The organism is Agrococcus sp. GCM10030265 (assembly GCF_042666675.1).
Taxonomy (GTDB): domain Bacteria; phylum Actinomycetota; class Actinomycetes; order Actinomycetales; family Microbacteriaceae; genus Agrococcus.
Window position 1 is genome coordinate 165,838 of sequence record NZ_JBHTCZ010000004.1, and the last position, 25,325, is coordinate 191,162.

General features: G+C 72.7%; 27 protein-coding genes. 19 read left to right on the plus strand and 8 right to left on the minus strand.

What is annotated here, in order from left to right; genetic code table 11:
- The first annotated feature begins 21 nt into the window (after positions 1 to 21).
- From ACFQPP_RS12485 to ACFQPP_RS12495, 3 genes are all read left to right on the plus strand, one after another.
- A complete protein-coding gene (locus tag ACFQPP_RS12485) occupies positions 22 to 279 on the plus strand; it encodes a hypothetical protein (protein ID WP_376916966.1) in 258 nt (85 codons plus the stop codon).
- A gap of 172 nt (positions 280 to 451) precedes the next feature.
- A complete protein-coding gene (locus ACFQPP_RS12490) occupies positions 452 to 1,075 on the plus strand; it encodes an FABP family protein (RefSeq protein WP_376916967.1) in 624 nt (207 codons plus the stop codon).
- The gene (locus ACFQPP_RS12495; RefSeq protein ID WP_376916968.1) at positions 1,072 to 2,118 is read left to right on the plus strand and encodes a YgfZ/GcvT domain-containing protein; all 1,047 of its coding nucleotides are present in this window, start codon (positions 1,072 to 1,074) and stop codon (positions 2,116 to 2,118) included. Before ACFQPP_RS12490 ends, ACFQPP_RS12495 begins: the two co-directional genes overlap by 4 nt.
- Positions 2,119 to 2,124: 6 nt before the next feature.
- Here the strand turns inward: ACFQPP_RS12495 and ACFQPP_RS12500 are convergent, their stop codons facing one another.
- A complete protein-coding gene (locus ACFQPP_RS12500; protein WP_376916969.1) occupies positions 2,125 to 2,961 on the minus strand; it encodes a class I SAM-dependent methyltransferase in 837 nt (278 codons plus the stop codon).
- Between the two features lie 78 nt (positions 2,962 to 3,039).
- Between ACFQPP_RS12500 and ACFQPP_RS12505 the strand changes: the two genes are divergently transcribed.
- A complete protein-coding gene (locus tag ACFQPP_RS12505) occupies positions 3,040 to 3,786 on the plus strand; it encodes a phosphoglyceromutase (RefSeq protein WP_376916970.1) in 747 nt (248 codons plus the stop codon).
- Between the two features lie 80 nt (positions 3,787 to 3,866).
- Here the strand turns inward: ACFQPP_RS12505 and phoU are convergent, their stop codons facing one another.
- Entirely contained in the window at positions 3,867 to 4,535 is a 669-nt protein-coding gene (gene phoU / locus ACFQPP_RS12510; RefSeq protein WP_376916971.1) for a phosphate signaling complex protein PhoU, read from the minus strand.
- Between the two features lie 138 nt (positions 4,536 to 4,673).
- Here phoU and ACFQPP_RS12515 point away from each other — a divergent pair, with 138 nt between their 5' ends.
- Together ACFQPP_RS12515 and ACFQPP_RS12520 are read left to right on the plus strand one after the other, a co-directional pair.
- On the plus strand, positions 4,674 to 5,819 hold the full coding sequence (locus ACFQPP_RS12515) for a sensor histidine kinase (protein WP_376916972.1): 1,146 nt from the start codon (positions 4,674 to 4,676) through the stop codon (positions 5,817 to 5,819).
- Entirely contained in the window at positions 5,816 to 6,499 is a 684-nt protein-coding gene (locus ACFQPP_RS12520; protein WP_376916973.1) for a winged helix-turn-helix domain-containing protein, read from the plus strand. The genes ACFQPP_RS12515 and ACFQPP_RS12520 overlap by 4 nt, the downstream gene beginning before the upstream one ends.
- Positions 6,500 to 6,579: 80 nt before the next feature.
- Here ACFQPP_RS12520 and ACFQPP_RS12525 read toward each other — a convergent pair whose 3' ends face one another.
- On the minus strand, positions 6,580 to 7,095 hold the full coding sequence (locus tag ACFQPP_RS12525) for a hypothetical protein (RefSeq protein WP_376916974.1): 516 nt from the start codon (positions 7,093 to 7,095) through the stop codon (positions 6,580 to 6,582).
- A 155-nt stretch (positions 7,096 to 7,250) separates the two neighbouring features.
- Here ACFQPP_RS12525 and ACFQPP_RS12530 point away from each other — a divergent pair, with 155 nt between their 5' ends.
- From ACFQPP_RS12530 to ACFQPP_RS12575, 10 genes are all read left to right on the plus strand, one after another.
- A complete protein-coding gene (locus ACFQPP_RS12530) occupies positions 7,251 to 7,733 on the plus strand; it encodes a CarD family transcriptional regulator (protein WP_376916975.1) in 483 nt (160 codons plus the stop codon).
- A 105-nt stretch (positions 7,734 to 7,838) separates the two neighbouring features.
- The gene (gene ispD, locus ACFQPP_RS12535) at positions 7,839 to 9,053 is read left to right on the plus strand and encodes a 2-C-methyl-D-erythritol 4-phosphate cytidylyltransferase (protein WP_376916976.1); all 1,215 of its coding nucleotides are present in this window, start codon (positions 7,839 to 7,841) and stop codon (positions 9,051 to 9,053) included.
- Positions 9,054 to 9,331: 278 nt separating this feature from the next.
- Complete coding sequence (locus tag ACFQPP_RS12540) at positions 9,332 to 9,928, plus strand: PTS glucitol/sorbitol transporter subunit IIC (protein ID WP_376916977.1); 597 nt, start codon at positions 9,332 to 9,334, stop codon at positions 9,926 to 9,928.
- Between the two features lie 2 nt (positions 9,929 to 9,930).
- Complete coding sequence (locus ACFQPP_RS12545; protein ID WP_376916978.1) at positions 9,931 to 10,986, plus strand: PTS sorbitol transporter subunit IIB; 1,056 nt, start codon at positions 9,931 to 9,933, stop codon at positions 10,984 to 10,986.
- A 28-nt stretch (positions 10,987 to 11,014) separates the two neighbouring features.
- The gene (locus ACFQPP_RS12550) at positions 11,015 to 11,401 is read left to right on the plus strand and encodes a PTS glucitol/sorbitol transporter subunit IIA (protein WP_376916979.1); all 387 of its coding nucleotides are present in this window, start codon (positions 11,015 to 11,017) and stop codon (positions 11,399 to 11,401) included.
- 2 nt (positions 11,402 to 11,403) lie between these two features.
- A complete protein-coding gene (locus tag ACFQPP_RS12555; protein ID WP_376916980.1) occupies positions 11,404 to 11,790 on the plus strand; it encodes a transcriptional regulator GutM in 387 nt (128 codons plus the stop codon).
- Between the two features lie 183 nt (positions 11,791 to 11,973).
- Positions 11,974 to 13,317: an NAD(P)H-dependent oxidoreductase gene (locus ACFQPP_RS12560; protein ID WP_376916981.1), complete on the plus strand. Its 1,344-nt coding sequence runs from the start codon at positions 11,974 to 11,976 to the stop codon at positions 13,315 to 13,317.
- Positions 13,317 to 14,306 (plus strand): thiamine pyrophosphate-dependent dehydrogenase E1 component subunit alpha, encoded by a 990-nt coding sequence (locus tag ACFQPP_RS12565; RefSeq protein ID WP_376916982.1) that lies wholly within the window; start codon positions 13,317 to 13,319, stop codon positions 14,304 to 14,306. The genes ACFQPP_RS12560 and ACFQPP_RS12565 overlap by 1 nt, the downstream gene beginning before the upstream one ends.
- Before the next feature lie 83 nt (positions 14,307 to 14,389).
- Positions 14,390 to 15,364: an alpha-ketoacid dehydrogenase subunit beta gene (locus tag ACFQPP_RS12570; RefSeq protein ID WP_376917332.1), complete on the plus strand. Its 975-nt coding sequence runs from the start codon at positions 14,390 to 14,392 to the stop codon at positions 15,362 to 15,364.
- Position 15,365: 1 nt separating this feature from the next.
- On the plus strand, positions 15,366 to 16,718 hold the full coding sequence (locus ACFQPP_RS12575; protein WP_376916983.1) for a dihydrolipoamide acetyltransferase family protein: 1,353 nt from the start codon (positions 15,366 to 15,368) through the stop codon (positions 16,716 to 16,718).
- 174 nt (positions 16,719 to 16,892) lie between these two features.
- On the opposite strand, the gene ACFQPP_RS12580 is transcribed toward ACFQPP_RS12575, so the two are convergent.
- Both ACFQPP_RS12580 and ACFQPP_RS12585 read right to left on the minus strand, forming a co-directional pair.
- Entirely contained in the window at positions 16,893 to 18,347 is a 1,455-nt protein-coding gene (locus ACFQPP_RS12580; RefSeq protein WP_376916984.1) for a PTS galactitol transporter subunit IIC, read from the minus strand.
- 57 nt (positions 18,348 to 18,404) lie between these two features.
- Complete coding sequence (locus tag ACFQPP_RS12585) at positions 18,405 to 18,683, minus strand: PTS sugar transporter subunit IIB (RefSeq protein ID WP_376916985.1); 279 nt, start codon at positions 18,681 to 18,683, stop codon at positions 18,405 to 18,407.
- A gap of 123 nt (positions 18,684 to 18,806) precedes the next feature.
- On the opposite strand from ACFQPP_RS12585, the gene ACFQPP_RS12590 reads away from it, so the two are divergent.
- Entirely contained in the window at positions 18,807 to 19,280 is a 474-nt protein-coding gene (locus tag ACFQPP_RS12590) for a PTS sugar transporter subunit IIA (protein WP_376916986.1), read from the plus strand.
- A gap of 2 nt (positions 19,281 to 19,282) precedes the next feature.
- Here the strand turns inward: ACFQPP_RS12590 and ACFQPP_RS12595 are convergent, their stop codons facing one another.
- Positions 19,283 to 20,197, minus strand: a complete 915-nt coding sequence (locus ACFQPP_RS12595) for a sugar-binding transcriptional regulator (RefSeq protein ID WP_376916987.1) — start codon at positions 20,195 to 20,197, stop codon at positions 19,283 to 19,285.
- A gap of 121 nt (positions 20,198 to 20,318) precedes the next feature.
- Between ACFQPP_RS12595 and cysS the strand changes: the two genes are divergently transcribed.
- Together cysS and rlmB are read left to right on the plus strand one after the other, a co-directional pair.
- The gene (gene cysS, locus ACFQPP_RS12600) at positions 20,319 to 21,734 is read left to right on the plus strand and encodes a cysteine--tRNA ligase (protein ID WP_376916988.1); all 1,416 of its coding nucleotides are present in this window, start codon (positions 20,319 to 20,321) and stop codon (positions 21,732 to 21,734) included.
- Positions 21,731 to 22,708 carry a 23S rRNA (guanosine(2251)-2'-O)-methyltransferase RlmB gene (gene rlmB, locus ACFQPP_RS12605; RefSeq protein WP_376916989.1) on the plus strand — a complete coding sequence of 326 codons (978 nt, stop codon included), beginning with the start codon at positions 21,731 to 21,733 and terminating at the stop codon, positions 22,706 to 22,708. The genes cysS and rlmB overlap by 4 nt, the downstream gene beginning before the upstream one ends.
- Positions 22,709 to 22,771: 63 nt before the next feature.
- On the opposite strand, the gene ACFQPP_RS12610 is transcribed toward rlmB, so the two are convergent.
- Positions 22,772 to 24,085 carry a DUF4032 domain-containing protein gene (locus ACFQPP_RS12610; protein WP_376916990.1) on the minus strand — a complete coding sequence of 438 codons (1,314 nt, stop codon included), beginning with the start codon at positions 24,083 to 24,085 and terminating at the stop codon, positions 22,772 to 22,774.
- Between the two features lie 111 nt (positions 24,086 to 24,196).
- The gene (locus ACFQPP_RS12615) at positions 24,197 to 25,312 is read right to left on the minus strand and encodes an ABC transporter ATP-binding protein (RefSeq protein ID WP_376916991.1); all 1,116 of its coding nucleotides are present in this window, start codon (positions 25,310 to 25,312) and stop codon (positions 24,197 to 24,199) included.
- Positions 25,313 to 25,325: the final 13 nt, after the last annotated feature.

The following is a 25,325-nucleotide window of genomic DNA, read 5'->3' on the forward strand; positions in this document are numbered from 1 at the left end:
GACGGGGGAGCGATGGCGGCGATGCGCTGGCACAGCATCTGGCCGATCTGGGCGCTGGCGGCGGTGGGCGCGGCCGTGGTGGCCGTGCTGGTGCCCGTCGATCGCACCGTGTGGCTGCCCATCGTGCTCGGCGCCTGCGTCGTCGCGTCGTTCGGCGTGCAGCTGGGCTTCCCGAACCAGAAGGGCCTCGTCGACCGGCTCTTCGCATCCGTCGGCGGCGCCATCGTCGTGCTCGCCGTCGCGACCCTCGTCTTCAAGGCCCTGAGCCTGGGCGCCTGAGCCGCGCCGGGGGCAGCGCCCTCGCGCGCGCGGCGCGTAGGATGGGTGCATGGACATCCCCGTCGTCGCGCTCGAGATCTTCTTCCTCGGCCTGCTGGGCCTCGCGACCCTCGCGATCGCGGGCCTCTCGTTCGTCGTGCTCCGCAACCTCTTCCGCGGCCAGCGCTAGCCAGTGCTCGACATCGACCCGACGCTCCCGGCGGAGCTCGGTCCGCTGCAGTGGCTCGTGGGCGACTGGGAGGGCACGGGGCACGTGCAGTTCTCGGTCGGGGAGGACGACGTCCGCGAGCACGCCTTCGGGCAGCGCGTGACGTTCGCGCACCACGGCCTGCCGTTCCTCGCCTACACGTCGTACGCATGGCTGCTCGACGACGAGCTCACGCCGCTCGCGGCCGAGTCGGGCTACTGGTCGCTCGCCCGCACGGCCGACGACCGCGACAACGGCCCCGGCATGCTGCCGCCCACGGCCCCGCCGCGCACGGTCGACGACGTCGAGGCGCTGCGAGCGCCCGAGGGCCACTTCGAGATCGAGGCGCTCATCGGCCATCCGACGGGCGTGTCCGAGCTGTACCTCGGCCGCATCGCCGGCCCGCGCATCGATCTCGCGACCGACGCCGTCATGCGCTCGCCGAGCGCCAAGGCGCACTCGGCGTCGACGCGCATGCTCGGGCTCGTCGACGGCGACCTGCTGTGGGCGTGGGATCTCGCGGCGCTCGGCCGCCCGCTGGCGACGCACGCCTCCGCCCGCCTGTCGCGCACGCACCGCGTCGAGGCGTCCGGCGAGGACGAGGCGTGACGATCGCCGCGTTCGTCGACGCGCCGGGTGCCGTGCTCGGCGACGCGGGGGTGCCGCTGCATCTCGGCAACCCCATCGCCGAGGGGCGCGTGCTCGAGGCGGGCGCGTGGGTGCTGCTGCCGCGCGAGGTGCTGCGGCTCACGGGCCCCGACAGGCTGACGTGGCTCGACTCGATCACGACGCAGGCGATCGCGCAGCTGCCCGCCGGCGTCTCGACCGAGTCGCTCGTGCTGTCGCCCGAGGGCCGCGTCGAGCATGCGATGCGCCTCGTCGACGACGGCGAGTCGCTGTGGGCGATCGTCGACGCGGGCCGCGCCGAGGCGCTCGAGGCGTGGCTCACGCGCATGCGCTTCTGGGCGAAGGTCGAGATCGCGCGCGTCGACGCGCCGGTCGTCGGCTGGACGGGATCCGTCGCACCCGAGGGCACCACGTGGGACGATCCGTGGCCGACCGTCGCAGAGGGAGGCGTGCGCTACGGCGCATCCGACGACCTCGGGCCGTGGGGCTGGCACGAGACCGTCGTGACGGGCGCGCTGGGCGAGCCGCCCGCCATCGCGGGCACGCTCGCGCTCGACGCGCGCCGCATCGCGGCCGGCCGTCCCACGATCGCCGACGTCGACGAGCGCACGATCCCGCACGAGCTCGACTGGCTCGCGACGGCCGTGCACCTCGCCAAGGGGTGCTACCGCGGGCAGGAGACCGTCGCGAAGGTGCACAACCTCGGGGCGCCGCCGCGCAGGCTCACGCTGCTGCATCTCGACGGCAGCGACGCCGTGCTGCCGCAGCCCGGCGACGACGTCGTGCACGGCGAGCAGCCCGTCGGCCACGTGACGGCCGCGGCGCATCACCACGAGCTCGGGCCGGTCGCGCTCGCGATCCTCAGACGCTCGGTGCCGACGGATGCCGAGGTCGTCGTGCGCGCGGGCGACGACGACGTCGCCGTCGCGGCGGCGCAGCAGGTGCTCGTGCCGCCGAGCGCGGGTCACGTGCACCGCCCGCCGCGGCTCCCGCGCCTCGGCGCGGTGCGCCGCCCCACCGCCTGAGCCCGCTCAGCGCGGCGCGACCGCCGCCCACGGCAGCGTGAGCTCGCCGAGGCGCGCCCGGCGCAGCGCGGCGCGGTCGACGGGCCAGCCCTCGTCGCGCACCGCGGAGACCGCCGCGCCCCAGCGCTGCTCGGCGCCGAAGGTGCCGACGTGCGCCGCGCGCTCCCAGGCGCGGTCGAGGGCGACGAGCAGGTCGTGGATGCGCTCGCCGGGCACGTTGCGGTGGATGAGCGCCTTCGGCAGGCGCTCGGCGAGCACGCTCGGCGCAGGTGCGGCATCCGTGCCGATCGAGCCGAGCCGCAGCGCGAGCGTGAGCGTGCGCGGGCCGGCGGCGTCGAGCGTCACCCACGTGGCGACGCGACCCACCTCGTTCGACGTGCCCTCCACGAGCACGCCCCCGGGTGCGAGCCGTGCGAGCAGCCGCTGCCAGATGGCGCCGACCTCGTGCTCGTCGTACTGCCGCAGCACGTTCATCGCGCGGATGACGTGGGGCCGCCGTGCCGTGGGCACCTCGAAGCCTCCGAGCGCGAAGGACACCCGCACGTCGTCGGCGAGCGCGCGCCCGTGGCGCTGCGGCCCCGCGGCGATCGCGGCGGCGAGCTCGCGGGAGGCGAGCGCGACGCGCTCGGGGTCGATCTCGAGGCCCACGACCTCGACGTCGGGCGTGCGGCGCGCGAGGCGCTCGTGCAGCTCGAGCGACGTCGTCGCGCTCGCGCCGTAGCCGAGGTCGACGACGAGCGCGCCCGGCACGCGCGCGGCGGGCAGGTCGGCGATCCAGCGGTCGACCCTGCGCAGGCGGTTCACGCCGGTCGTGCCGCGCGTGATGCGACCGATGGGAGCCATGCGCCCATCGTCGCAGGCGACCGTCGTGGGCGCCGCCGCCGACACCTCCCGGACACCCGGCGTCGATAGGCTGAGGCCATGAGCGAGCACACGCTGATCCTGCTGCGCCACGGGCAGTCGGACTGGAACGAGAAGAACCTGTTCACCGGCTGGGTCGACGTCGACCTCACCGACAAGGGCCGCCAGGAGGCGGCGCGCGGCGGCGAGCTGCTGCGCGAGCGGGGCCTGCTGCCCGACGTCGTGCACACCTCGCTGCTGAACCGGGCCATCCAGACCGCGAACCTCGCGCTCGACGCCGCTGGCCGCTCGTGGATCCCCGTGCACCGCTCGTGGCGTCTCAACGAGCGCCACTACGGCGACCTGCAGGGCAAGGACAAGGCGCAGACGCTCGACGAGTACGGCGAGGAGCAGTTCATGCTGTGGCGTCGCTCGTTCGACGTGCCCCCGCCCGCGATCTCCGCCGACAATGCCTACTCGCAGGTCGGCGACCCCCGCTACGACGGCATCGACGGCGAGGTGCCCGCGACCGAGTGCCTGAAGGACGTCATCGACCGCTTCCTGCCCTACTGGGAGGGCGCGATCAGCGACGACGTCCGCGCCGGCCGCACGGTGCTCATCGCAGCCCACGGCAACTCGCTGCGCGCGCTCGTCAAGCACCTCGAGGGCATCTCCGACGACGACATCGCGGGCCTCAACATCCCGACGGGCATCCCGCTCGTCTACCGCCTCGACGACGACCTGCAGGCCACGGGCCCCGGCGAGTACCTCGACCCGGAGGCCGCTGCGGCAGGCGCCGCCGCCGTCGCCAGCCAGGGCAAGGGCTGAGCGACGGCAGCGCCCGCCACGACGACGAGACCCCCGGCCGATCGGCCGGGGGTCTCGTCGTACGTCACGTGGCGCGCGGGTCAGTCGGAGACGACCTCGTGCAGCTCGGCCTGCCAGTCGCCCGTGGCGAGGTAGGCCATCTTCTTGCCGATGCCGACCGCGTGGTCGGCGAAGCGCTCGTGGTAGCGGCTCGCGAGCGTCGCGTCGACGGTCGCGTGCGCGGCGCCCTCCCACTCGGAGCCGAGCACCTGCTCGAACACCGACTTGTGCAGGGCGTCGACCTTCACGTCCGAGCCGGCGATCTGCTCGGCGATCGAGACGTCCTGCGTGCGCAGGAGCTCGACGAGCAGGTTCGCGATCTCGACGTCGGCCGCGCCCATCTGCACGAACGTCGGCGCGAGCGACTCGGGCACGACGTTGGCGGGGAAGCGGTAGCGCGTGAGCATCGCGATGTGCCTGGCGAGGTCGCCCATGCGCTCGAGCGACGCCGAGATGCGCAGCGCCGAGATCACGATGCGCAGGTCGCGGGCCACGGGGCCCTGCCTCGCGATGATGTCGATGACGAGCTCGTCGAGGGCGATGGCCTTGTCGTCGATGTCGGCGTCGGACTGGATGACCTGCTCGGCCAGCTGCACGTTCGAGTCGCCGAACGCCTCGGTGGCGCGCGTGATCGACCTCGCCACATCCTCGGCGATCTCGACCAGGCGGTCCTGGACCTCGGCCATCTCCTGCTTGAAGACCTCGCGCATCGGCACACTCCTCGACATTCCGCCCGCGTGGGCATACGGGTCGAGCATCCCAGACGGAGGTGAACACCGCGTGCCCCCTTGCTGAACGGCTCGCGAATCGGCAGGGCCGCCCGGTGGCGCGCCGGTATCGTGAGGCGCGTGGATACGACCTGGATCGTGCTGCTCGCGCTCGCGTTCGGGTTGGGCCTCGGCGCCTTCGTCGTGCACCTCGGCGGCGTGGCCGCCACGCGCGGACGACGCGCGATGGAGCTCGCGAACGAGAGCATCCCCGACGGCATCGCCGACGTCGTCGGCGCCCTCGAGTCGGCTGGCGTCGTGCTCGACGCCTCCGGCACCGTGCTGCGCGCCTCGCCCGCGGCGGTGACGCTCGGGCTCGTCGCCGACCGGGCGCTCGCGAACGCCGAGCTCGCGGAGCTCGTGCAGGACTCGCGGATGTCCGGGCACCCCGAGGAGCGTGCGGTCGAGCTGCGCAGGAGCCGCTTCGACGACAGCCAGGTGCATCACCTCTCGGCCCGCGCAGCGCCCATCGGCGCGCGCTTCACCCTGCTGCTCGCGGAGGACCGCACCGAGGAGGTGCGGCTCGAGGGCGTGCGCCGCGACTTCGTGGCGAACGTCAGCCACGAGCTGAAGACCCCCATCGGCGCCGTGACGCTGCTCGCGGACGCCATCGACGCCGCGGCCGACGAGCCCGAGCGCGTCCGTGCCTTCACGCAGCGGCTGCAGGTCGAGGCCCTGCGGCTCGGCACGCTGACGCAGGAGCTCATCGACCTCTCGCGCGTGCAGGACGACGACCCGCTCGACGCCCCGGAGCGCGTCGAGATCGAGCGCGTCGTCGAGCGCGCCGTCGATGCCGTGCGCGTCGCCGCCGAGGCCAGGCGCATCCGCATCTCGTGCCGCGTCGTCGACGCCGTCGCGGTGCTCGGCGACGAGTCGATGCTCGTCATGGCGATGCAGAACCTCGTCGCGAACGCGGTGCAGTACTCGCCCGAGGGCTCGCACGTCGGCGTCGGCGTGCGGCTGAACGACGACCTCGTCGAGCTGAGCGTCACCGACAAGGGCGTGGGCATCGCACCCGACGACGCCGCCCGGGTCTTCGAGCGGTTCTACCGCGTCGACCCGGCGCGCTCGCGCGTCACCGGTGGCACGGGCCTCGGCCTCGCCATCACGAAGCACATCGCCGTCAGCCACGGCGGCGAGGTGCAGCTCTGGTCGCGCCTCGGCCAGGGATCCACCTTCACGCTGCGCCTGCCCATCGCGCAGCCCGAGGCTCAGGGAGTCGCATGACCCGCATCCTGCTCGTCGAGGACGAGATCGCGCTCGCGGAGCCCCTCGCGTACCTGCTCGGACGCGAGGGCTACGAGGTGCACCACGAGCTCGACGGGCTCGCCGCCGTCGAGTCGTTCGACGCCGAGGGCGCCGACCTCGTGCTGCTCGACCTCATGCTGCCCGGCATGGCGGGCACCGAGGTGTGCCGCACGATCCGCACGCGCTCGACGGTGCCGATCATCATGCTCACGGCGAAGGACTCGGAGGTCGACGTCGTCGTGGGCCTCGAGCTCGGCGCCGACGACTACGTCACGAAGCCGTACTCGTCGCGCGAGCTGCTCGCTCGCATCCGCGCCGTGCTGCGCAGGCGGGTCGATGCCGAGGGCGACGTCGACGACGCGATCGTCGAGGCGGGCCGCGTGCGGCTCGACGCCGACCGCCACACGGTGTCGGTCGCGGGGGAGTCGGTGTCGATGCCGCTGAAGGAGTTCGAGCTGCTCGAGTACCTCATGCGCAACGCCGGCCGCGTGCTGACGCGCGGCCAGCTCATCGACCGAGTCTGGGGCAGCGACTACTTCGGCGACACGAAGACCCTCGACGTGCACGTCAAGCGCCTGCGGTCGAAGATCGAGACCGATCCGTCCGATCCGCAGCAGCTGCTGACCGTGCGCGGCCTCGGCTACCGCTTCGAGGGCTGAGCGGGCGCACCCGACCACGAGCGAAGGGGCGGCATCCGACGCGGATGCCGCCCCTTCGAGCGTTCGTGGGTCGCGAGCGACTACGGCGCGGACGTCTCGCTCTCGGAGGGGAGCGGCTCGGCGCCCTCCTCCTCCTCCTCGGGGGCGACGGGGCCGTAGCTCGACCAGTTCGCGGTCGCCGTCGAGTAGACGGGCACGGGCAGCGCCTCGCGGTCGGCGGCGTCGGCGGCGAAGACGACGTCCTCGAGCGCCCCGGTCGTGATGGGCGACGTGAAGACGAGCTGCTGCTCGGGGAAGCCGAAGGTCGTGATGCCCTCGTCGAGGTCGAGCGACTGGGTCTCGTCGCCGACCGTGACCTCGAGCGTCGTCGAGGGGCCGTCGTTGACGAACGTCACGGCGAGGCTCGAGAGGTCGGCGTCGCCCTCCTCGTCGACCACGAGCACCGCGTTGCGGATGTGCACGGGCCCGGTCGCGCCGGAGACGCCGTCGGCGGCGTCGTACTCGAACTGCGTCGCCTGCGGGGTGATGAAGTTGCAGCCTGCCAGCGTCGCCGTCGCGAGGACGGCCGCTGCTGCGGCGGCGAGACGGGACTTCACGGGTGCTGCTCCTTCGGTTCCGCGCACGATGCGAACTGCACACGAGTCTAGTGGCGCCGTGGAGCGCGACCTGCGCGCCCCCGCCGAGCGGGCGGGAATCCTGCCAGTGACGGGTGGTAGAATCAAGAGTCTGTGCAATCGAGGAGCCCAATCCTATGAACTTCGAGGTCGGCGAGACCGTCGTCTATCCGCATCATGGCGCTGCCACCATCACCGAGGTGAAGAAGCGCAAGGTCAAGGGCGAGGAGAAGGTCTACCTCAAGCTCAACGTGACCCAGGGAGACCTCACGATCGAGGTCCCCGCCGACAACGTCGGCCTCGTCGGCGTGCGCGACGTCATCGGCAAGGAGGGCCTCGACAAGGTGTTCGAGGTGCTGAAGGCGCCCTTCACCGAGGAGCCCACCAACTGGAGCCGGCGCTACAAGGCGAACCTCGAGAAGCTCGCCTCCGGCGACGTCATCAAGGTGAGCGAGGTCGTGCGCGACCTGTGGCGTCGCGACCAGGATCGCGGCCTCTCGGCCGGCGAGAAGCGCATGCTCGCGAAGGCGCGCCAGATCCTCGTCTCCGAGCTCGCGCTCGCCGAGAAGACCGACGAGGAGGCTGCGAGCAGCGTCCTCGACGAGGTGCTCGCGTCCTAGCCGACCGATCGCAGCGCCCGCGCCGCCCTCGGGCGCGCGCGGCCTGCCCGGCGACCCGTGCATGCCTGCGCATGCGCGGGTCGCGCGCATCGTAGGGTCGAGGTCGTGACCGATCCGACGCGCGCGACCGATCCGACCGTCGCGGTCATCCTGCTCGCAGCCGGCGAGGGCCTGCGGCTCGGCCGCGGTGAGCCCAAGGCGTTCGTGCACCTCGCGGGCCGGCCCATCCTCGCCCACGCGCTCGAGTCGCTCGCCGGCATGCGCATCCACCCGCAGATCGTGCTGGCGGTGCCGCCGACGCATCAGGCGATCGCGCGCGAGCTGCTGCGTGGCGTCGCGGGCCTCGACGCCGAGCACGCGGCGATCGTCGTCGGCGGAGCGTCGCGGCAGGAGTCGGTGCGCATCGCGCTCGACCGGCTCGCGCCGACGATCGCGACGGTGCTCGTGCACGACGCGGCGAGGCCCATGACGCCCGCCGTGATCTTCGACTCGGTCGCCGCCGAGGTCGAGCGCACGGGCGAGGGCGTCATCACGGGCCTCGCCGTCTCGGACACCGTGAAGCGCGTCGACGCCGACGACCGCGTCGTCGAGACGCTCGATCGCACGCAGCTCACCGCCGTGCAGACCCCGCAGGGCTTCCCGCGCGCGTGGCTCGAGGACGGGCATCGTCGAGCGACGGGCGACCGCACCGACGACGCGGCCCTCGTGAGCGACGCCGGCTACCCCGTGCGCGTCGTCGCTGGCGACCAGCTCGCGTCGAAGATCACGACGGCGTGGGAGCTGCGTCGCACGGAGGAGATGCTGCAGCGCGACCCCGCCTCGAGCATCCGCGTCGGGACCGGCATCGACGTGCACGCCTTCTCGACCGATGCCGAGCTGTGGCTCGCCGGTCTGCACTGGCCAGTCGAGCCGGGCCTCTCCGGGCACTCCGACGGCGACGTCGTGGCGCACGCGATCTGCGACGCCATGCTCTCGGCCGTGCGGCTCGGCGACGTCGGCGAGGTCTTCGGCACATCCGACGCCCGCTTCGCCGGCGCGCACGGCGACGTCTTCCTCGCCGAGACGCTGCGGCGCGTGCGGGAGCTCGGCTACGAGCTCGTGAACGTCTCCGTGCAGGTCGTGGGGGAGCGGCCGCGCATCGCGTCGCGCCGTCGCGAGGCCGAGGCGCATCTCTCGGCCGTGCTCGGCGCATCCGTGAGCGTCGCGGGCACCACGTCGGATGCGCTGGGCTTCACGGGGCGCGGCGAGGGCGTCGCGGCGATCGCGACGGCGCTCGTGCGCTCGGCGGCGTCGGAGCACGCCGGTCCCCACGGCGAGTGACCCGCGCACCCCGGCGACGCGCATGGCGTCGGCGTGTCGATCGGATCCGTGTTGTCGTGGATCGCACGGCGTGGTAGACATGCGCAGCACGTTCGTGAAGCAACATCTGCACGAATGTGCACACTCACACACAATGGCGTGTCGTCGACTCCCTCGACGACCTGGTCGCCGGCGCGAGAGCGCGCAGGCGGAAAGGTGGGCCGATGCTCGAAGCAGCGTCCCTCGGTCACCTGGCGGCAGCAGATGCTCCGCCGGTGCCGGCTAGCGACAATCCCGTGATGCAGGTGCTCACCTGGATCGCCACCCACTTCATCGGGCTGTTCCAGGCGAGCGGCGACGCGTTCGTCGGCCTCGTCACGGGCATCCTCCCGACCCTGATCGTGCTCCTCACGCTCATGTACGCCATCACGACCTGGGTCGGCGAGGCGCGCATGACGCGAGCGGTGCAGTTCTCGGCGCGGTACGCCATCACGCGGTACACGCTCATGCCGATCCTCGCGGTCATCCTGCTCACGAACCCGATGTGCTACTCGTTCGGCGTGTACCTGCCCGAGCGCCAGAAGCCCGCGTTCTACGACTCCGCCGTGTCGTTCGTGCACCCGGTCACGACGTTCTTCCCGCACGCGAACGGCGGCGAGCTGTTCGTCTGGGCGGGCATCTCGGCAGGCGTCCTGCAGGCCGACCCGGAGAAGTACCCGGTCCTCGCGATCCTCTACTTCCTCACGGGCATCGTCGTGATCTTCTTCCGCGGCTTCATCACCGAGGCGATCACGCGCTTCCTCATCCGCCGACAGGGCCTCACCGAGGTCTTCGACGGCTACGACCGCGAGTTCGCCGAGGCACGTGCGACCCGCCTGGCCAAGAAGGCGGCCTGACCATGAGCGAGTACCAGAGCGCACGCGTCAGCGCGGGCAGCGGCGGATGGGGCCCCGGCTTCGTCGTCGCCCCCGACGAGCAGAAGAACGTCATCCTCTCGGTGACGGGCGGTGGCATCCACCCCGTGGCGGCCCGCCTCGCCGAGCTCACGGGCGCGGAGGCCGTCGACGGCTTCACGAGCAGCGTCGCCGACGACCGCGTCGCGGCCGTCGTCATCAACTGCGGCGGCACCGCGCGCATCGGCGTCTACCCCAAGAAGCGGATGCTGACGGTCGACGTCTACCCGGGCGAGCCCTCCGGCCCGCTCGCGCAGTTCATCACGCCCGACGTCTTCGTCTCGGCCGTGGGCGTCGAGCAGGTGACCCTCGCAGGCGAGGGTGCCGAGGTCTCGGCCTCCGCCGCTCCCGCGCAGGCCGCGAACGCCCTCGACCTCACGGCCGACCCCAAGGCGAGCCGCGTCGGCGCCGACCGCATCGCTGCGGCGAAGGCCGCCGCGAACGCGAACCAGCAGGGCGGCTTCATCGGCGTCTTCTCTCGCATCGCCACGTCGTTCGGCGGCGTCATCGGCGGCATCATCAACACGCTGCTGTCGTCGGGGCGCCAGGCTCTGACGCTCGTGCTGCAGACGATCATCCCGTTCATGGCGTACGTGAGCCTCCTGATCGGCTTCGTCACCTACACGGGCCTGTCCGACCTCATCGCGCAGGGCGTCACGCCGCTCGCGTCGAACCCGCTCGGCCTCATCCTGCTCGGCCTCATCACGGGCCTGCCCTTCCTGTCCCCGATCCTCGGCCCCGGCGCCGCGATCGCGCAGGTCGTCGGCGTGCTCATGGGCACGCAGATCGGCGCGGGCGCCCTGCCCGTCGCCTACGCGCTGCCCGCGCTCTTCGCGATCAACGGCCAGGTCGGCTGCGACTTCGTGCCCGTGGGTCTCGCGCTCGGCGAGGCGAAGCCCGAGACGGTGTCGATCGGCGTGCCGGCGGTGCTGTTCTCGAGGCTCATCACATCGCCGCTGGCCGTGGTGCTGGCGTACTTCGTCAGCTTCCTGCTGGTCTAGGCGCAATAGGTTCGAAGGAGACGAAGGGATGTCGAGCACGATGACGACGCTGTACGAGGCGACGGTGACGAGGATCGGGGCGGATGCCGCCGACATGATCGAGGCGGGAGTCGTGATCCTCTTCGGGGAGCCATGCCCCGACGCGCTCGCGGAGGTGAGCATCGTCCACGAGGGCGGGGTCGCCGCCGAGGGCCTCGCTCCGCAGCCCGGCGACGTCGTCGTGCTCGGCTCCACCGAGCTCACGGTGCGCGCCGCCGGCGACCTCGCGGGCTCGAACCTGCGCGAGCTCGGCCACATCGTGCTCTACTGCGACCCCGCCGACGACCAGGCGCTCCTGCCGGGTGCCGTGTTCGTCGACGGTCAGGCGGGCGCGATCGCCGCGGGCGACCGCGTCGCCCTCGAGCGCCGAGGCTGACGATGGAGCTCGACGGCCGCTTCGGCATCGTCCTGCTGGTGGTGCTGCTGCTCGGCATCGCGCTGAGCCTGTGGCAGCACTTCTCGTACCAGCGCGCCACGCGGCGCATGGTCGCGGAGCACCAGGGGGCGAGGGACTCGTTCCTCGTCTCCGGGCGCGGCAAGGGCTGGTTCCGGGGCGCCGTCGTGCTGCTCGTCGTCGACGCGTCCTCGTCGCGCATCGAGGCGGCCGAGGCCATGGTGGGGGCGAGCGTCTTCGCACGCTTCCGCCCTCGCCCCGAGCTGCTCGGGTCGCTCACCGCGGCCCCCGGGCGTGCGAGGGACAAGCGGCTCGGCGAGGCCGTCGAGTCGGCGATCGCCCAGTACCGGGCCATCAAGAAGCGGCGCTGAGCGCTCGGCCCCGTCGCGGATGCGGCGGGGCCGACGCGTCGGTGCTCCGTGTGGATGCGGCGCCGGCGCCGACATCCGCATCCACGTGCGTCGATCGGACGCGCTATCCTGAAAGCAACAATGTGCGCGTAGATATGCACGTATGTGCGTGAAGCGCGAATCGGACCGGGAGAGGTCGAGACCATGGGATACACCAGCAGGCTCGTCGAGCGGGAGCAGCGCCTCGGGCGCCCCGTGCGCGTCGGACTCGTCGGCGCAGGGCAGATGGGCACGGGCTTCATCGCCCAGATCGCCCGCCAGCGAGGCGTCGACGTCGTCGCCGTCGCCGACGTCGCCATCGAGCGCGCCGAGAGCGCGCTGCGCAAGGCAGGCATCGACGACGTGACGCACGGCGACGAGGCCGCGCTCGTCGCCGCGATCGAGGCGGGCGGGCACGTCGTGCTCGACGACGGCCTCGCCCTCACCCGCCTGCCCGTCGACATGGTCATCGAGGTCTCCGGCGTCCCCGAGGTCGCCGCGAAGGTCGCCCTCGCATCCCTGCTCGCAGGCAAGCACGTGGCGCTCATGACCGTCGAGGCCGACGTGACCGTCGGCCTGCTGCTGCAGGCCATCGCGAAGCAGACCGGCGCGATCTACACCGTGTGCCGCGGCGACGAGCCCGTCGAGTGCCTGAAGCTCGTCGAGTTCGTCGAGGACATCGGCCTCGAGGTCGTCATGGCGGGCAAGGGCAAGAACAACCCGCTTCGCCAGGACGCCACCCCCACGAGCCTCGCCGAGGAGGCGCAGCAGAAGGGCATGAACCCCCGCATGCTCTGCTCGTTCGTCGACGGCACGAAGACCATGATCGAGATGGCCGACCTCGCGAACGCGACGGGCCTCGAGCTCACGCGTCGCTCGATGCACGGCCCCGAGGCGTCGGTGAAGACCCTCCAGGACGTCTTCAAGCCCATCGCGGACGGCGGCATCCTCGAGGCGTCGGGCGTCGTCGACTACGCCACGGGCGACGTCGCCCCCGGCGTGTTCGTCATCGGCAAGGCCACGCACCCCGTCGTGCACGAGGAGCTCTCGTACCTGAAGATGGGCGACGGCCCCTACTTCTCCTTCTACCGGCCGTACCACCTCGCATCCGTCGAGGCCGTGCTGTCGATCGGCGAGGTCATGGTCGACGGCCAGCCCTCGCTCGCCCCGCGTGCATGGAAGGCCGACGTGTCGGCGATGGCGAAGCGCGACCTCGTCGCAGGCGAGCGCATCGACGGCATCGGCGGCGAGCACGTGTACGGCGACGCCGTGCCCGCAGCCGAGGCCCGCGCAGGCCGCGAGCTGCCCATCGGCCTCGCGAGCGCCGCGACGCTCGTGCGCGACGTCGCGAAGGGCACCGCCATCACCTACGACGACGTCACGCTCGACGAGTCGCGCACCATCGTGCTGCTGCGCAAGCTGCAGGACGCGCTGCTCGCCGCCGGCGTGCTCGACGGCGGCGAGGCCGCCGTCGACCTCGGCGCGCTCGTCGGGGCGGGGGCACGCTGATGCAGATCCTCGCCGACCGCTCGGCCGCCATCGAGGCCCTCGGCACGCTGTGGCGCATCCGCCGCTTCGAGGAGGCCGTCGAGGACCTCTACGGTCGCGGCCTCATGCACGGCACCATGCACCTGTCGATCGGCCAGGAGGCCGTGCCCACCGGCGCGTGCATGGCGCTGCGCCGCGACGACTACATCACGTCGACGCACCGCGGCCACGGCCACTGCATCGCGAAGGGCGCCGACCTCGAGCGCATGATGGCCGAGCTGCTCGCGAAGGACACGGGCTACTGCCGCGGACGCGGCGGCTCGATGCACATCGCCGACGCCGCGACCAACAACCTCGGCGCCAACGGCATCGTCGCAGGCGGCGTGCCCATCGCCGCGGGCGCGGGCCTGTCGGCCCAGATGCGCGGCAGCGACCAGGTCGCCGTCTGCTTCCACGGCGACGGCGCCATGGGCGAGGGCGCATGGCACGAGGGCGTCGTCCTCGCCGCCATGTGGAAGCTCCCCGTGATCTTCCTCTGCGAGAACAACCTCTACGGCATGTCGATGTCGTCGGCGAAGGCGTTCCCGCTCGAGCAGCTCTCCGACCGTGCGAACGGCTACGGCATCCCCGGCGTCACCGTCGACGGCAACGACGTGCAGGCGGTGCACGACGCCGTCGAGACGGCCGTGGCGCGCGCTCGCGCCGGCGAGGGTCCCACGTTCATCGTCGCCGAGACGTACCGCTGGCGCGGCCACTCGAAGAGCGACAAGAACCTGTACCGCACGCGCGACGAGATCGAGTCGTGGCGCGAGTCGAACGACCCGATCGCGCGCTTCGAGAAGGCTGCGCTCGAAGCCGGCACCCTCACGGAGGCCGACATCCAGACCGTGCGCGACGAGGTGCGCGACGACCTGCGCGCCGCCGTGCAGCGCGCGGCCGCCGCCCCCGACGCGACGCCCGAGGGCCTCCTCGACGCCGTGTTCGCATCCACCGAGGGAGTCATGCGATGACGCTGCACGACCAGCAGCAGATCCACGCCGGCACGGAGCACCCGACCGGCCTCGGCGCCCGACCCGGCGCCGAGACGGCCGAGATGACGTACGCCGAGGCCATCCGCGACGCGCTGCGCATCGCGATCGAGCAGGACCCGGCGGTCTTCCTCATGGGCGAGGACGTCGGCCGCTACGGCGGCGCCTTCGGCGTCACGGGCACGCTCGTCGACGACCTCGGCACCGACCGCATCCGCGACACGACGATCTCGGAGCTCGGCATCGTCGGTCTCGGCGTCGGCGCCGCCATGACGGGCATGAAGCCCATCGTCGAGATCCAGTTCTCGGACTTCACGGCGCAGGCGATGGACCAGATCGCCAACCAGGCGGCGAAGATCCACTTCATGCTCGGCGGCGAGGCGAGCGTGCCGCTCGTCATCCGCGCGCCCGGCGGCTCGGGCACGGGCGCCGCGGCGCAGCACTCGCAGTCGCTCGAGTCGTGGTTCGCGCACATCCCCGGCCTCAAGGTCGTCATGCCCGCATCGGGCGACGACGCGAAGGGCCTGCTGCTGGCCGCGCTCGACGACCCGAACCCCGTGATGATCCTCGAGCACAAGCTGCTCTACAAGCAGTCGTTCGAGGTGCGCACGGGCGACGTCCGCACGCCGATCGGCAAGGCCGCCGTGCGTCGCACGGGCGGCGACCTCACGATCGTCGCGACGGGCGTCGAGGTGCAGCGCTCGCTCGAGGCCGCCGAGCTGCTCGCCGCGCAGGGCATCGAGGCGACGGTCGTCGACCCCGTGACCCTCACGCCGCTCGACTCCGACACGATCCTCGCCGAGGTCATCAAGACCGGTCGCGTGCTGCTCGTGCAGGAGGCCGTGCAGACGCTCGGCTTCATGAGCGAGGTGTCGGCCATCATCGCCGAGTCGGAGGCGTTCGTGCACCTGCGCGCACCGATCCGCCGCCTGTCGGGCCTCGACGTCCCCATCCCGTACGCACCGCAGCTCGAGCGCGCCGTCGTGCCGCAGGTCGACGACATCGTCGCGGTGGCGTCGGCGCTCGTGAAGGAGTGGTGACGTGCCCGAGCTCGCGCTGACGATGCCCAAGATGTCGATGACCATGGAGGAGGGCACCATGGTCGCCTGGCTGAAGCAGCCGGGCGACGCCGTGAAGAACGGCGAGCCCGTCGCCGAGGTCACGACCGACAAGGTCGACATGGAGGTCGAGAGCCCCTACGACGGCGTGCTCGTGCGCATCGTCGCCGAGCCCGACGACGTCGTCGCCGTCGGCGAGCCCATCGCCTTCATCGCCTCCGAGTCCGACGACCTGCTCGGCGGCCTCTTCGACGCGCCCGCGGGCGACGACGCCGAGGCGCAGCCCGTGGCGGATGCCGTCGCCGACCCCGCCGCGGCCGGTGCGACCGCGACGAGCGCGGCGCCGTCGACCGGCGACGCGCCGACGACGGGCTCGGCGGGCTGGCCCGCGGCCGTGCCCGCGGCCCGCACGCTCGCGAGCGAGCGCGGCGTCGACCTCGGCACCGTGCAGGGCTCGGGGCGCTGGGGCGCCGTGACCGTCGGCGACGTGGAGTCGGCGGCGTCGGCGCAGCACGCCGCCGCGCCCGCGCAGCCCGCAGCCGCACCCGCCGCGCCCATCGCACCCGCGGCCCCCGCCGCGCCTGCGGCACCCGCTGCTCCCGCGGCCCCCGCAGCATCCGCTGCCACGGCGCCCGCCGCGGTCGCCGCGCCCGAGCGGCCCCGGTCGCCGAGCGACCCGGCGGCGACGCGTCGCCGCCGCACGCGCATGGCGGTCGCGAGGGTCATGGACCAGTCGGCGCTCGTGCCGCAGTTCACCGCCTACGTCGACCTCGACCTGTCGCGGCTCGACGCCGTGCGGAAGACGAGCCTGGGCGGCGCGAGCTGGACGGCCATCCTCATGCGCATCCAGGCGCAGGCGCTCGCCGAGTCGGCACCCGTCAACCAGACGTGGACCGACGAGGGCCCCGTCGCCAACCAGCACGTGGGCATCGCGCTCGCGGTGGACAGCCCGACGGGCCTCATCGCGCCCGTCTTCGTCGACCCGCACCGCGGGTCGCTCTCGGCGCTCGCCGCGTCGATCGTCGAGACCGTCGAGCAGACGCGCGCCGGCACGCTGCCCGGGGATCGCCTGCAGGGCGGCACGAGCGTGCTGTCGAACCTCGGTGGCTTCGGCATCGAGCGCTTCAACGCGCTGCTCACGCCGCCGCAGTCGTCGGCGCTGTCGACGGGTGCGATCGCGCAGCGCATCCTCGTGCACCCGGACGGCTCCTTCGGCCCGCGACTGCAGTGCACCGTGGGGCTCACGCTCGACCACCGCGTGGCCGACGGCGCGGATGCGGCACGCGTGCTGCAGCGCATGCGAGAGCTCGCGGCGAACCCCGCGCTGCTGGGCTGACATCGCGCGAGACCCGCCCGACCACCTGCGGTCGGGCGGGTCTCGTCGTGTGCGGGTGCGTCCGGCGATGCGCGTCTCAGGTGGCCCGCGCGCGATGAGCGTGAGCGGGCCGCCGAGGGTGCATTCCACTCGGCACCCCGCGCACGCTCATCCGGTGCGCGACGCCGGCCCGCGCTACGCCTCCGCGGGCTGCGGCGGCTCCGTCGCCCGCGCCTCCTGCGCACGGGCCTCGGCCTCCGCCGCCTCCTGACGCCGCGCATCGCGACGCCGCTCGACGCGCGCGACCGCGAACGCGAACGCGAGGGCGAGCACGCCCAGCACGCCGATCGTCCAGCCGCCGAGCTGCGATGCGCCGAAGAACAGCCCGGTGAGCGGGTTGGCACCGTCGACGAGCGACGAGATGCGCGTCGCGCCGTCGGGCAGCTCGAAGCCGGCCGACTGCGCGATCTGGGTGAACGACCCGGCGGTGGCGGTCGCGATGAACAGGCCGATGCCGATGACGATCGCGCCGCCGATCACCGAGCGCACGATGTTGCCGCGGAAGATGGGCACCATGATCGCGACGATGAACGGGATGGTCGCGAGGTCGACGAGCGGCAGCACCGTGTTGCCGAGCGGCGCGAGCGCCACGGCCACGACGACGGTGACGGGCACGAGCACGAGCGACGTCGCGAGCACGGCGGGCTGGCCGACCGCGATGGCTGCGTCGAGGCCGATGTAGAACTTGCGCCCGGGGAAGCGGCGCTCGACGAACGCCTTCGCCGACTCGGAGATGGGGATGAGCCCCTCCATGAGCAGCGACACCATGCGCGGCAGCAGCACCATGACGGCGGCGAGCGAGACGGCGAGCGTGAGGATCGCGATCGAGTCGGCGCGCGGGTCGTCGAAGCCGAAGCCGAGGATGCCGAGCAGCAGGCCGAGCACGAACCCGAGGATCATCGCCTCCCCGAACACGCCGAAGCGCCTCTGGATCGACGCGGGGTCGGCGTGCAGGCGGTTGAAGCCGGGGATGCGGTCGAACAGCCAGTTGAGCGGCACCGCGAACGCGATGTACGGCGCCGACGTGCCATGCGGGAACGAGATGTCGGGGAAGCCGAAGTACCGCTGGATCCACGGCGCGGAGAGGTCGGCGAGCGCGAGGACCACGACCATGTGCACGGCGGCGGCCGCCATGCCCAGCCAGAACGACTCGGTCACGGCGGCGACGAGCGCGCCGACGAGGGCGGTGTGCCAGAAGTTCCACAGGTCGATGTTGAACGTGCGGGTGAGGCCCGTCGCGAGCAGCACGATGTTGACGAGCAGCCCGAGCGGGATGATGATCGCGCCGATCGTGGAGCCGAACGCGATGGCGGCCGATGACGGCCAGCCGACGTCGATCGTCGTGAGGTTCACGCCGAGGCTCTCGGCGATGCCGGTGGCCGCGGGGCCGACCTGGGTGCCCATGAGGCCGATGACGAGGTTGATGCCGATGAAGCCCACCCCGATGAGCAGGCCGGCGCGGATCGCCTGCGGCACCTTCTGGCCGAGGATGAGGCCGAAGATCGCGATGAGGAACGGCAGCGTGATCGAGGCGCCGAGCGCCGAGAGGTAGCCGCTCACGGCGGCGAGGGTGTCGGTGAACCAGTCCACGAGAGCTCCTTTGCTCCTTGGTGGCCGATGTCGCCGCGGGTCGCGGCGGCGCCTCGGCTAGGCGAGGTGGTCGCGCAGCTGCGCGAGGGCGGCGTCGGTGCCGACGCCGGTGAGGAAGGGGAGGCCCTGCACGACGGGCACCTGCACGGTCGCGGGCACCTGGGTGGTGGCGACGATGACGTCGGCGTTCGTGCCGCCGGAGACGAGGTCGGCGACGGCGCACTGCGTGATGGTGGCGTCGATGCCCTGCGCCTCGACGAACGCGCGCACCTTCTGCACGACGACCGTGGAGGTGGCGACGCCGGTGCCGCAGACGACGAGGATGCGCTTGCTCACGGATGCTCCTTCGCATGATTCCGTTCGGATGCGGTCGATCCTGCCACCAGAACCGGTCGACGTGGCGTGCGACGCGCACATCCGTGCCCCAAGATGGGGTCAGGCGTGCATGAGGAGGCTGCGATGACGGATGCTGCGATGGGGATGCGGGCGCTGCCGGCCGCGTGCGCCGTGAGCCTCGACGTGACGGACGCTGCCGGCGTCCTGCGCCACCTCGCCCGCCTCGCGACGACGGCCGGCCATGCGGAGCCGTCGTTCGCCGATGCGCTCGTCGCCCGCGAGGAGGCGTTCCCGACGGGGCTGCCGACGCTCGTGCCCGTCGCGATCCCGCACGCGGACCCAGCCCACGTGCGCGAGGCGGGCTTCGCGGTCGCGACGCTCGCACGGCCCGTGCCGTTCGGCGTCATGGGCACGGCCGACGACCGCGTCGACGTCGACGTCGTCGTGGCGCTGCTCGTCACCGAGGCGCACGCGCAGGTCGAGGTGCTCGCCGCGCTCGTCGACGTCGTGCAGCGCGACGGATGGGATGCGTCGCTGCGGGCCGCGCGCACGCCCGCGGCGCTCGCCGCCGCGTTCGACGCGCTGCTCGCCGGCTAGTCCTACGCCTCGGCGAGCAGCGCGGTCGCGAGCGGCTCGTCGATCACGAGCACGTCGGCGAGGCCGCCGCGCAGCGCCGCGCGCACGGCGGGCGCCTTGCGGGCGCCGACCGCGACGGCGACGACGGTGTCGACGCCCTGGAGCGCGTCGAGCTCGATCGCGACGACGCGGCGATCGACGGGGGAGTCGACGTGCCGGCCGGCTGCGTCGAAGAAGCGGGTGCAGCAGTCGCCGACGGCGCCGGAGGCCTCGAACGCCACCTGCTCGTCGGGCGCGAGGTTCGTCGACTCGACGATCGCGGCGGACGCTCCGGAGCCGACGACGCCGATGCCCACGACGGCGATCTGCGCCTTCGCGGCGGAGTCGAGCACGGATCCGATGGTCGACTCTCGCAGCAGGCCGTCGCGCAGCGTCGCCGACTCGACCACCGCCGGCGCGTACAGGCGTCGGTGGCCTGCGCCGAGCCGCGTCGCCAGCGAGCGCACGAGCACGTTGCCGTCCTGCGCGGAGTCGACGATCGACAGGCCGCCGACGAGCGGCAGCACCTCGAGGCGGGGGCGCGAGCGGCCCGGCTCGACGGCGTCGACGACGGCCTGCACGCTCGCACCCCACGACAGGGCGATCGCGCCCTCGTGCGGCAGCTCTCGCTCGAGCCACTCGGCGCCGAGCAGGCCGACGCGGCCGAGGTCGTCGTCGGGGCCGCGTGCCACGCGCACCTCGCGCAGGCCGAAGCGCTGCTCGAGCAGCTGCTCGAGGTCGGCGGCGCGGCCGAACGGGTCGGTGATCGTGATCGTGACGATGCCGGCCTTGCGCGCCTCGGCGAGCACGCGCGACACGTTCGAGCGCGAGACGCCGATCGCCTCGGCGACCTCCGCCTGCGACAACCCGTCCATGTAGTACAGGGTCGCGGCTCGCACGAGCATCTCCTGCGAGCGGGCGGACGGCATCGGACTCCCTGGGGTGGTGGTGTGCGCCGATCCTACGGCCCGTCGCCGATGCCCGGCGCCAGCGACGCAGCGCGCCCCGTAGGCTTCCTGGGTGACCATCCGCATCCACGACTCGCGCGCGCAGCGCACCGTCGACCTCGTGCCCGTGCGCGAGGGCGAGGTGTCGTTCTACGTGTGCGGACCGACGGTGCAGTCGAGCCCCCACGTCGGGCACCTGCGCAGCGCGCTCGCGTACGACGTGTGGCGCCGGTGGCTCGAGCACCGCGGGCTGCGCACGACCCTCGTGCGCAACGTCACCGACATCGACGACAAGGTGCTCGCGAACGCCACCGACGACGAGGCGTGGTTCGCGCTCGCCTACCGCGTCGAGCTCGAGTTCACGGCGGCCTACCGCGCCATCGGCATCCTGCCGCCCACGTACGAGCCGCGTGCGACGGCGTCGATCCCGCAGATGCAGGAGCTCATCCAGACGCTCGTCGACCGCGGCCACGCGTACGCGGCGCTCGACGGCTCGGCCGACGTCTACTTCGACGTGCGCTCGTGGCCCGAGTACGGCGCCCTCACGCGGCAGCGTCTCGAGGATCTCGAGCCCGCCGGCGACGCCGACCCGCGCGGCAAGCGCGACTCGCGCGACTTCGCGCTCTGGAAGGCGAGCAAGGACGACGAGCCGGGGTCCGCGTCGTGGGCGTCGCCGTGGGGCGACGGCCGGCCCGGCTGGCACATCGAGTGCTCGGCGATGGCGCGCCGCTACCTCGGCGACGCGTTCGACGTGCACGGCGGCGGCCTCGACCTGCGCTTCCCGCATCACGAGAACGAGCTCGCGCAGTCGACGGCGGCCGGGCTGCCGTTCGCGAGCGTGTGGAGCCACAACGGCACCGTGAACGTCGACGGCGAGAAGATGTCGAAGTCGCTCGGCAACTCGATCTTCGCCCACGAGCTGCTCGCGTCGGCACGGCCCATCGTGGTGCGCTACTTCCTCGCGACGCCGCACTACCGCTCCGCGATCGACGTTCGCACGGTCGAGGGCGTGCTCGCAGACGGCTCGCTCGCCGAGGCCGAGGCGGCCTTCACGCGCATCGAGGGCTTCCTCGAGCGCGCCGGGCGCATCGGCGAGGTCGCGCTCGGCCGCGTGCCGGATGCGTTCGCCACGGCGATGGACGACGACCTGTCGACGCCGCAGGCCGTCGCCGTGCTGCACGACACCGTGCGCGCGGGCAACGCCGCGATCGACGCCGGCGACGCGGATGCGGCGCTCGCGGCAGCGTCGGCGGTGCGGGGCATGCTCGGCGTGCTCGGCCTCGACCCGACCGACCCCGCATGGGGAGCGGTGGGCGGCGGCGCGGCGGAGGCCGCGCTCGGCCGCCTCGTCGAGACCCTCATCGCCGACCGTCGCGCCGCGCGCGACGCCCGTGACTTCGCGTCGGCCGACCGCATCCGAGACGCCCTCGCGTCGTCGGGCATCGCGGTCGCCGACGGCAAGGACGACACCACCTGGAGCATCGCATGACGAGCAACAAGCCGCAGCGCCCCCGAGGCAAGAAGGGCGCGACGAAGGGCACGGGCGGCAAGGGCCGCCGGTCGCTCGAGGGCAAGGGACCGACGCCGAAGGCCGAGGACCGCGCCTGGCACCCCGCAGGCAAGCGCAAGATGGCGCAGGAGCGGCTCGCTGCCGCGAAGGCCCGCGGTGCCGGGTCGCCGCAGCCGCCGCGGCACCGCAAGCCCTCGAGCGCGCGCGACGACTCCGAGCTCGTCACGGGCCGCAACGCCGTGCTCGAGGCGCTGCGCACGCGCATCCCCGCGACCGCGCTGTACGTCGCGGCGCGCATCGAGGTCGACGAGCGCGTGCAGGAGATCCTGAAGACCGCGACGGCACGGCAGATCCCCGTGCTCGAGGTCATGCGCCCCGAGCTCGACCGCATGTCGGGACCGGACACGGTGCATCAGGGCATCGCCATCAAGGTGCCGCCGTACGAGTACGCGCACCCCGGCGACCTGCTCGACCGTGCGGCGAAGGCCAAGGAGCCGGCGCTCATCGTCGCGCTCGACGGCGTCACCGACCCGCGCAACCTCGGCGCGATCATCCGCTCGGCCGCGGCGTTCGGCGCGCACGGCGTCGTCGTGCCGCAGCGGCGGTCCGTGGGGCTCACGGCGTCGGCGTGGCGCACGTCGGCGGGCGCCGCGGCGCGCACGCCGGTGGCGATGGCGGCGAACCTCACGCGTGCGCTCGAGGAGCTGAAGGCCGAGGGCGTCTTCGTCGTCGGCCTCGACGGCGACGGCGACGTGAACCTGCATGAGCTCGACCTGGCGGACGGCCCGCTCGCGATCGTCGTCGGCAGCGAGGGCAAGGGCCTCTCGCGGCTCGTGGCCGAGACGTGCGACGCCATCGTGTCGATCCCGATCTCGGCGGCGACCGAGTCGCTGAACGCGGGCATCGCCGCGTCGGTGACCCTCTACGAGGTCGCGAAGCGCCGCAGCGCCTGAGCAGCGGGCCGCCGGGCGGCCACGCGGCGGATGCGGGGCGAGCCCGCATCCGTGCGCTCGCCGTCAGACGAGGTCGCGCCAGTCGACCTCGACGTCCTCGTCGCCGATCGGCTGCCCGTTCGGACCGATGATCGGGATGGGCACCGTCTGCGTCGTGACGCCGAGCACGGCGGCCTCGTCGCGACGGTGCTCGAGCACGTCGACGACGTACGACTGCACGGCCTCGGCGAGGGGCACGCTGCGCGACTCGCGCTCGGCGATGTACCAGCGGTGCTCGAGCACCTGGTGGAAGACCTCCGCCGGCTCGAGCTTGCCGCGCAGGTGCCGCGGCACGGCCTGCACGATCGGCTCGAAGCGCGTGACGAGCCAGTCGTGCGCGAGCTGCTCGTCGTCGGCCTCCGCGTCGCGTCGGCGCTGCGCCGCCGCGTACTGGTCGAGGTCGTTGAGCATGCGCCGCGCCTGGTTCTCCTCGGCGTCGAGGCCCGTGAGCCCCAGCAGCCGGCGGTGGTGGTGCCCGGCGTCGACGACCTTCGGCTGGATGCGCACGCTCGTGCCGGAGGCATCGGTGCGGATCTGCAGCTCCTCGATGTCGAAGCCCAGCTCGTTCAGACGCTCGACGCGCTCGTTGATGCGCCACCGCTCGGCCTGGTCGAACTGCTCGACGTCGGTGAGCTGCGCCCACAGCTCGCGGTACTGCGCGACGATCGAGCCGGCGACGTCGACGGGATCCTGCCCCTCGTCGAGGCGCCCGCCCGCCTGCAGGTCGAGCAGCTCGCCCGCGATGTTGACGCGCGCGATCTCGAGGTCGTTCTCGCGCTGCCCGCGCGACAGCCCGCCGGGGTAGAGCTTGCCCGTCTCGGCGTCGACGAGGTAGGCGGCGAAGGCGCCCGCGTCGCGTCGGAAGAGCGTGTTCGACAGCGACACGTCGCCCCAGAAGAAGCCCACGAGGTGCAGGCGCACCAGCAGCAGCGCGAGCGCGTCCACGAGCCGCTGCGCCGTCGCGACCTTCAGCGAGCCCGAGTACAGCGCGCGGTACGGCATCGAGAACTTCAGGTGCCGCGTCGCGAGGATGGTGTCGAGCGGCTCGCCCGCCGCGTCGACGCGGCCGGCGACGACCGCGAGCGGCTCGACGCACGGCACCTGCAGGCGCTGCAGCGTGCGCAGCATGTCGTACTCGCCGCGCGCCATCTCGTCGCTCGTCTCCTTGAGCGCCACGACGCGACCCGAGAGGTGCGCGAAGCGCACGAGGTGGCGCGAGATGCCCTTCGGCAGCGTCACGACGACGTCGTCCGGCCACTCGTCGAGCGGGAGGTCCCAGGGCATCTCGAGCAGGGCGCCGTCCATGAGTGCGGACGTGATGCGCAGGTTGCCGCTCATGCTGCGAGCCTAGGACAGCGCGCAGGCGGGCGGATGCCGTGGGCCGCGGACGACGGACGGGGCGGGACCGATGCCGGTCCCGCCCCGTCCGCTGCGATCAGCGTCGCCTGCTCAGAGGCGCTCGCCCGTGGCTGCGTCGAACAGGTGCAGATGCGTCGCGTCGGGCGTCGCGAACACCTGGTCGCCGATGTGCGGGTGGCTGCGGCCGTCGACGCGGGCGACGAGGCTCACGCCGTCGGTGGCCTCGGCCTCGGTGTCGACCGCCTCCGAGACGTCGACGATCTTCGACGACTGCGCGGTGCCGTAGAGGTAGCCGTCGGCGCCGAGCTCCTCGACGAGGTCGACCTTGATCGGCAGGCCGGGGCCCGACGGCGAGATCGTGAGGTCCTCGGGGCGGATGCCGACCGTGATCTGCTTCGCCTTCGCGAGCGTCTCGCGGGGGATCGGCACGACGTGGTCGCCGAACAGGATGCCCTGGTCGTTCGTGGGCAGCTGGAGCAGGTTCATCGCGGGGCTGCCGATGAAGCCGGCGACGAAGACGTTCGCGGGGCTCGCGTAGAGGTCGCGCGGCGTGCCGACCTGCTGCAGGATGCCGTCCTTCAGCACCGCGATGCGGTCGCCCATCGTGAGGGCCTCGGTCTGGTCGTGCGTGACGTAGACGGTCGTGACGCCGAGGCGGCGCTGCAGCGACGCGATCTGCGTGCGCGTCTGCACGCGCAGCTTGGCGTCGAGGTTCGACAGCGGCTCGTCCATGAGGAAGACCTGGGGCTGACGCACGATGGCGCGACCCATGGCGACGCGCTGACGCTGACCGCCGGAGAGGGCCTTCGGCTTGCGCGAGAGGTACGGCTCGAGGTCGAGCAGCCTCGCGGCCTCGAGCACGCGCTCGGCGCGCTCGTCCTTGCCGACGCCCGCGATCTTCAGCGCGAAGCCCATGTTCTCGGCCACGGTCATGTGGGGGTAGAGGGCGTAGTTCTGGAAGACCATCGCGATGTCGCGATCCTTCGGGGGGATGTCGGTGACGTCGCGGTCGCCGATGAGGATGCGACCGTCGTTCACCTCCTCGAGCCCGGCGAGCATGCGCAGGGTCGTGGACTTGCCGCATCCCGAGGGGCCGACGAGGACGAGGAACTCGCCGTCCGCCACCTCCAGGTCGATCGCATCGACTGCGGGTCGGGTGCCACCCGGGTAGAGACGGGTTGCCTTGTCGAACGTGACGGACGCCATCGTCATCCTCCTT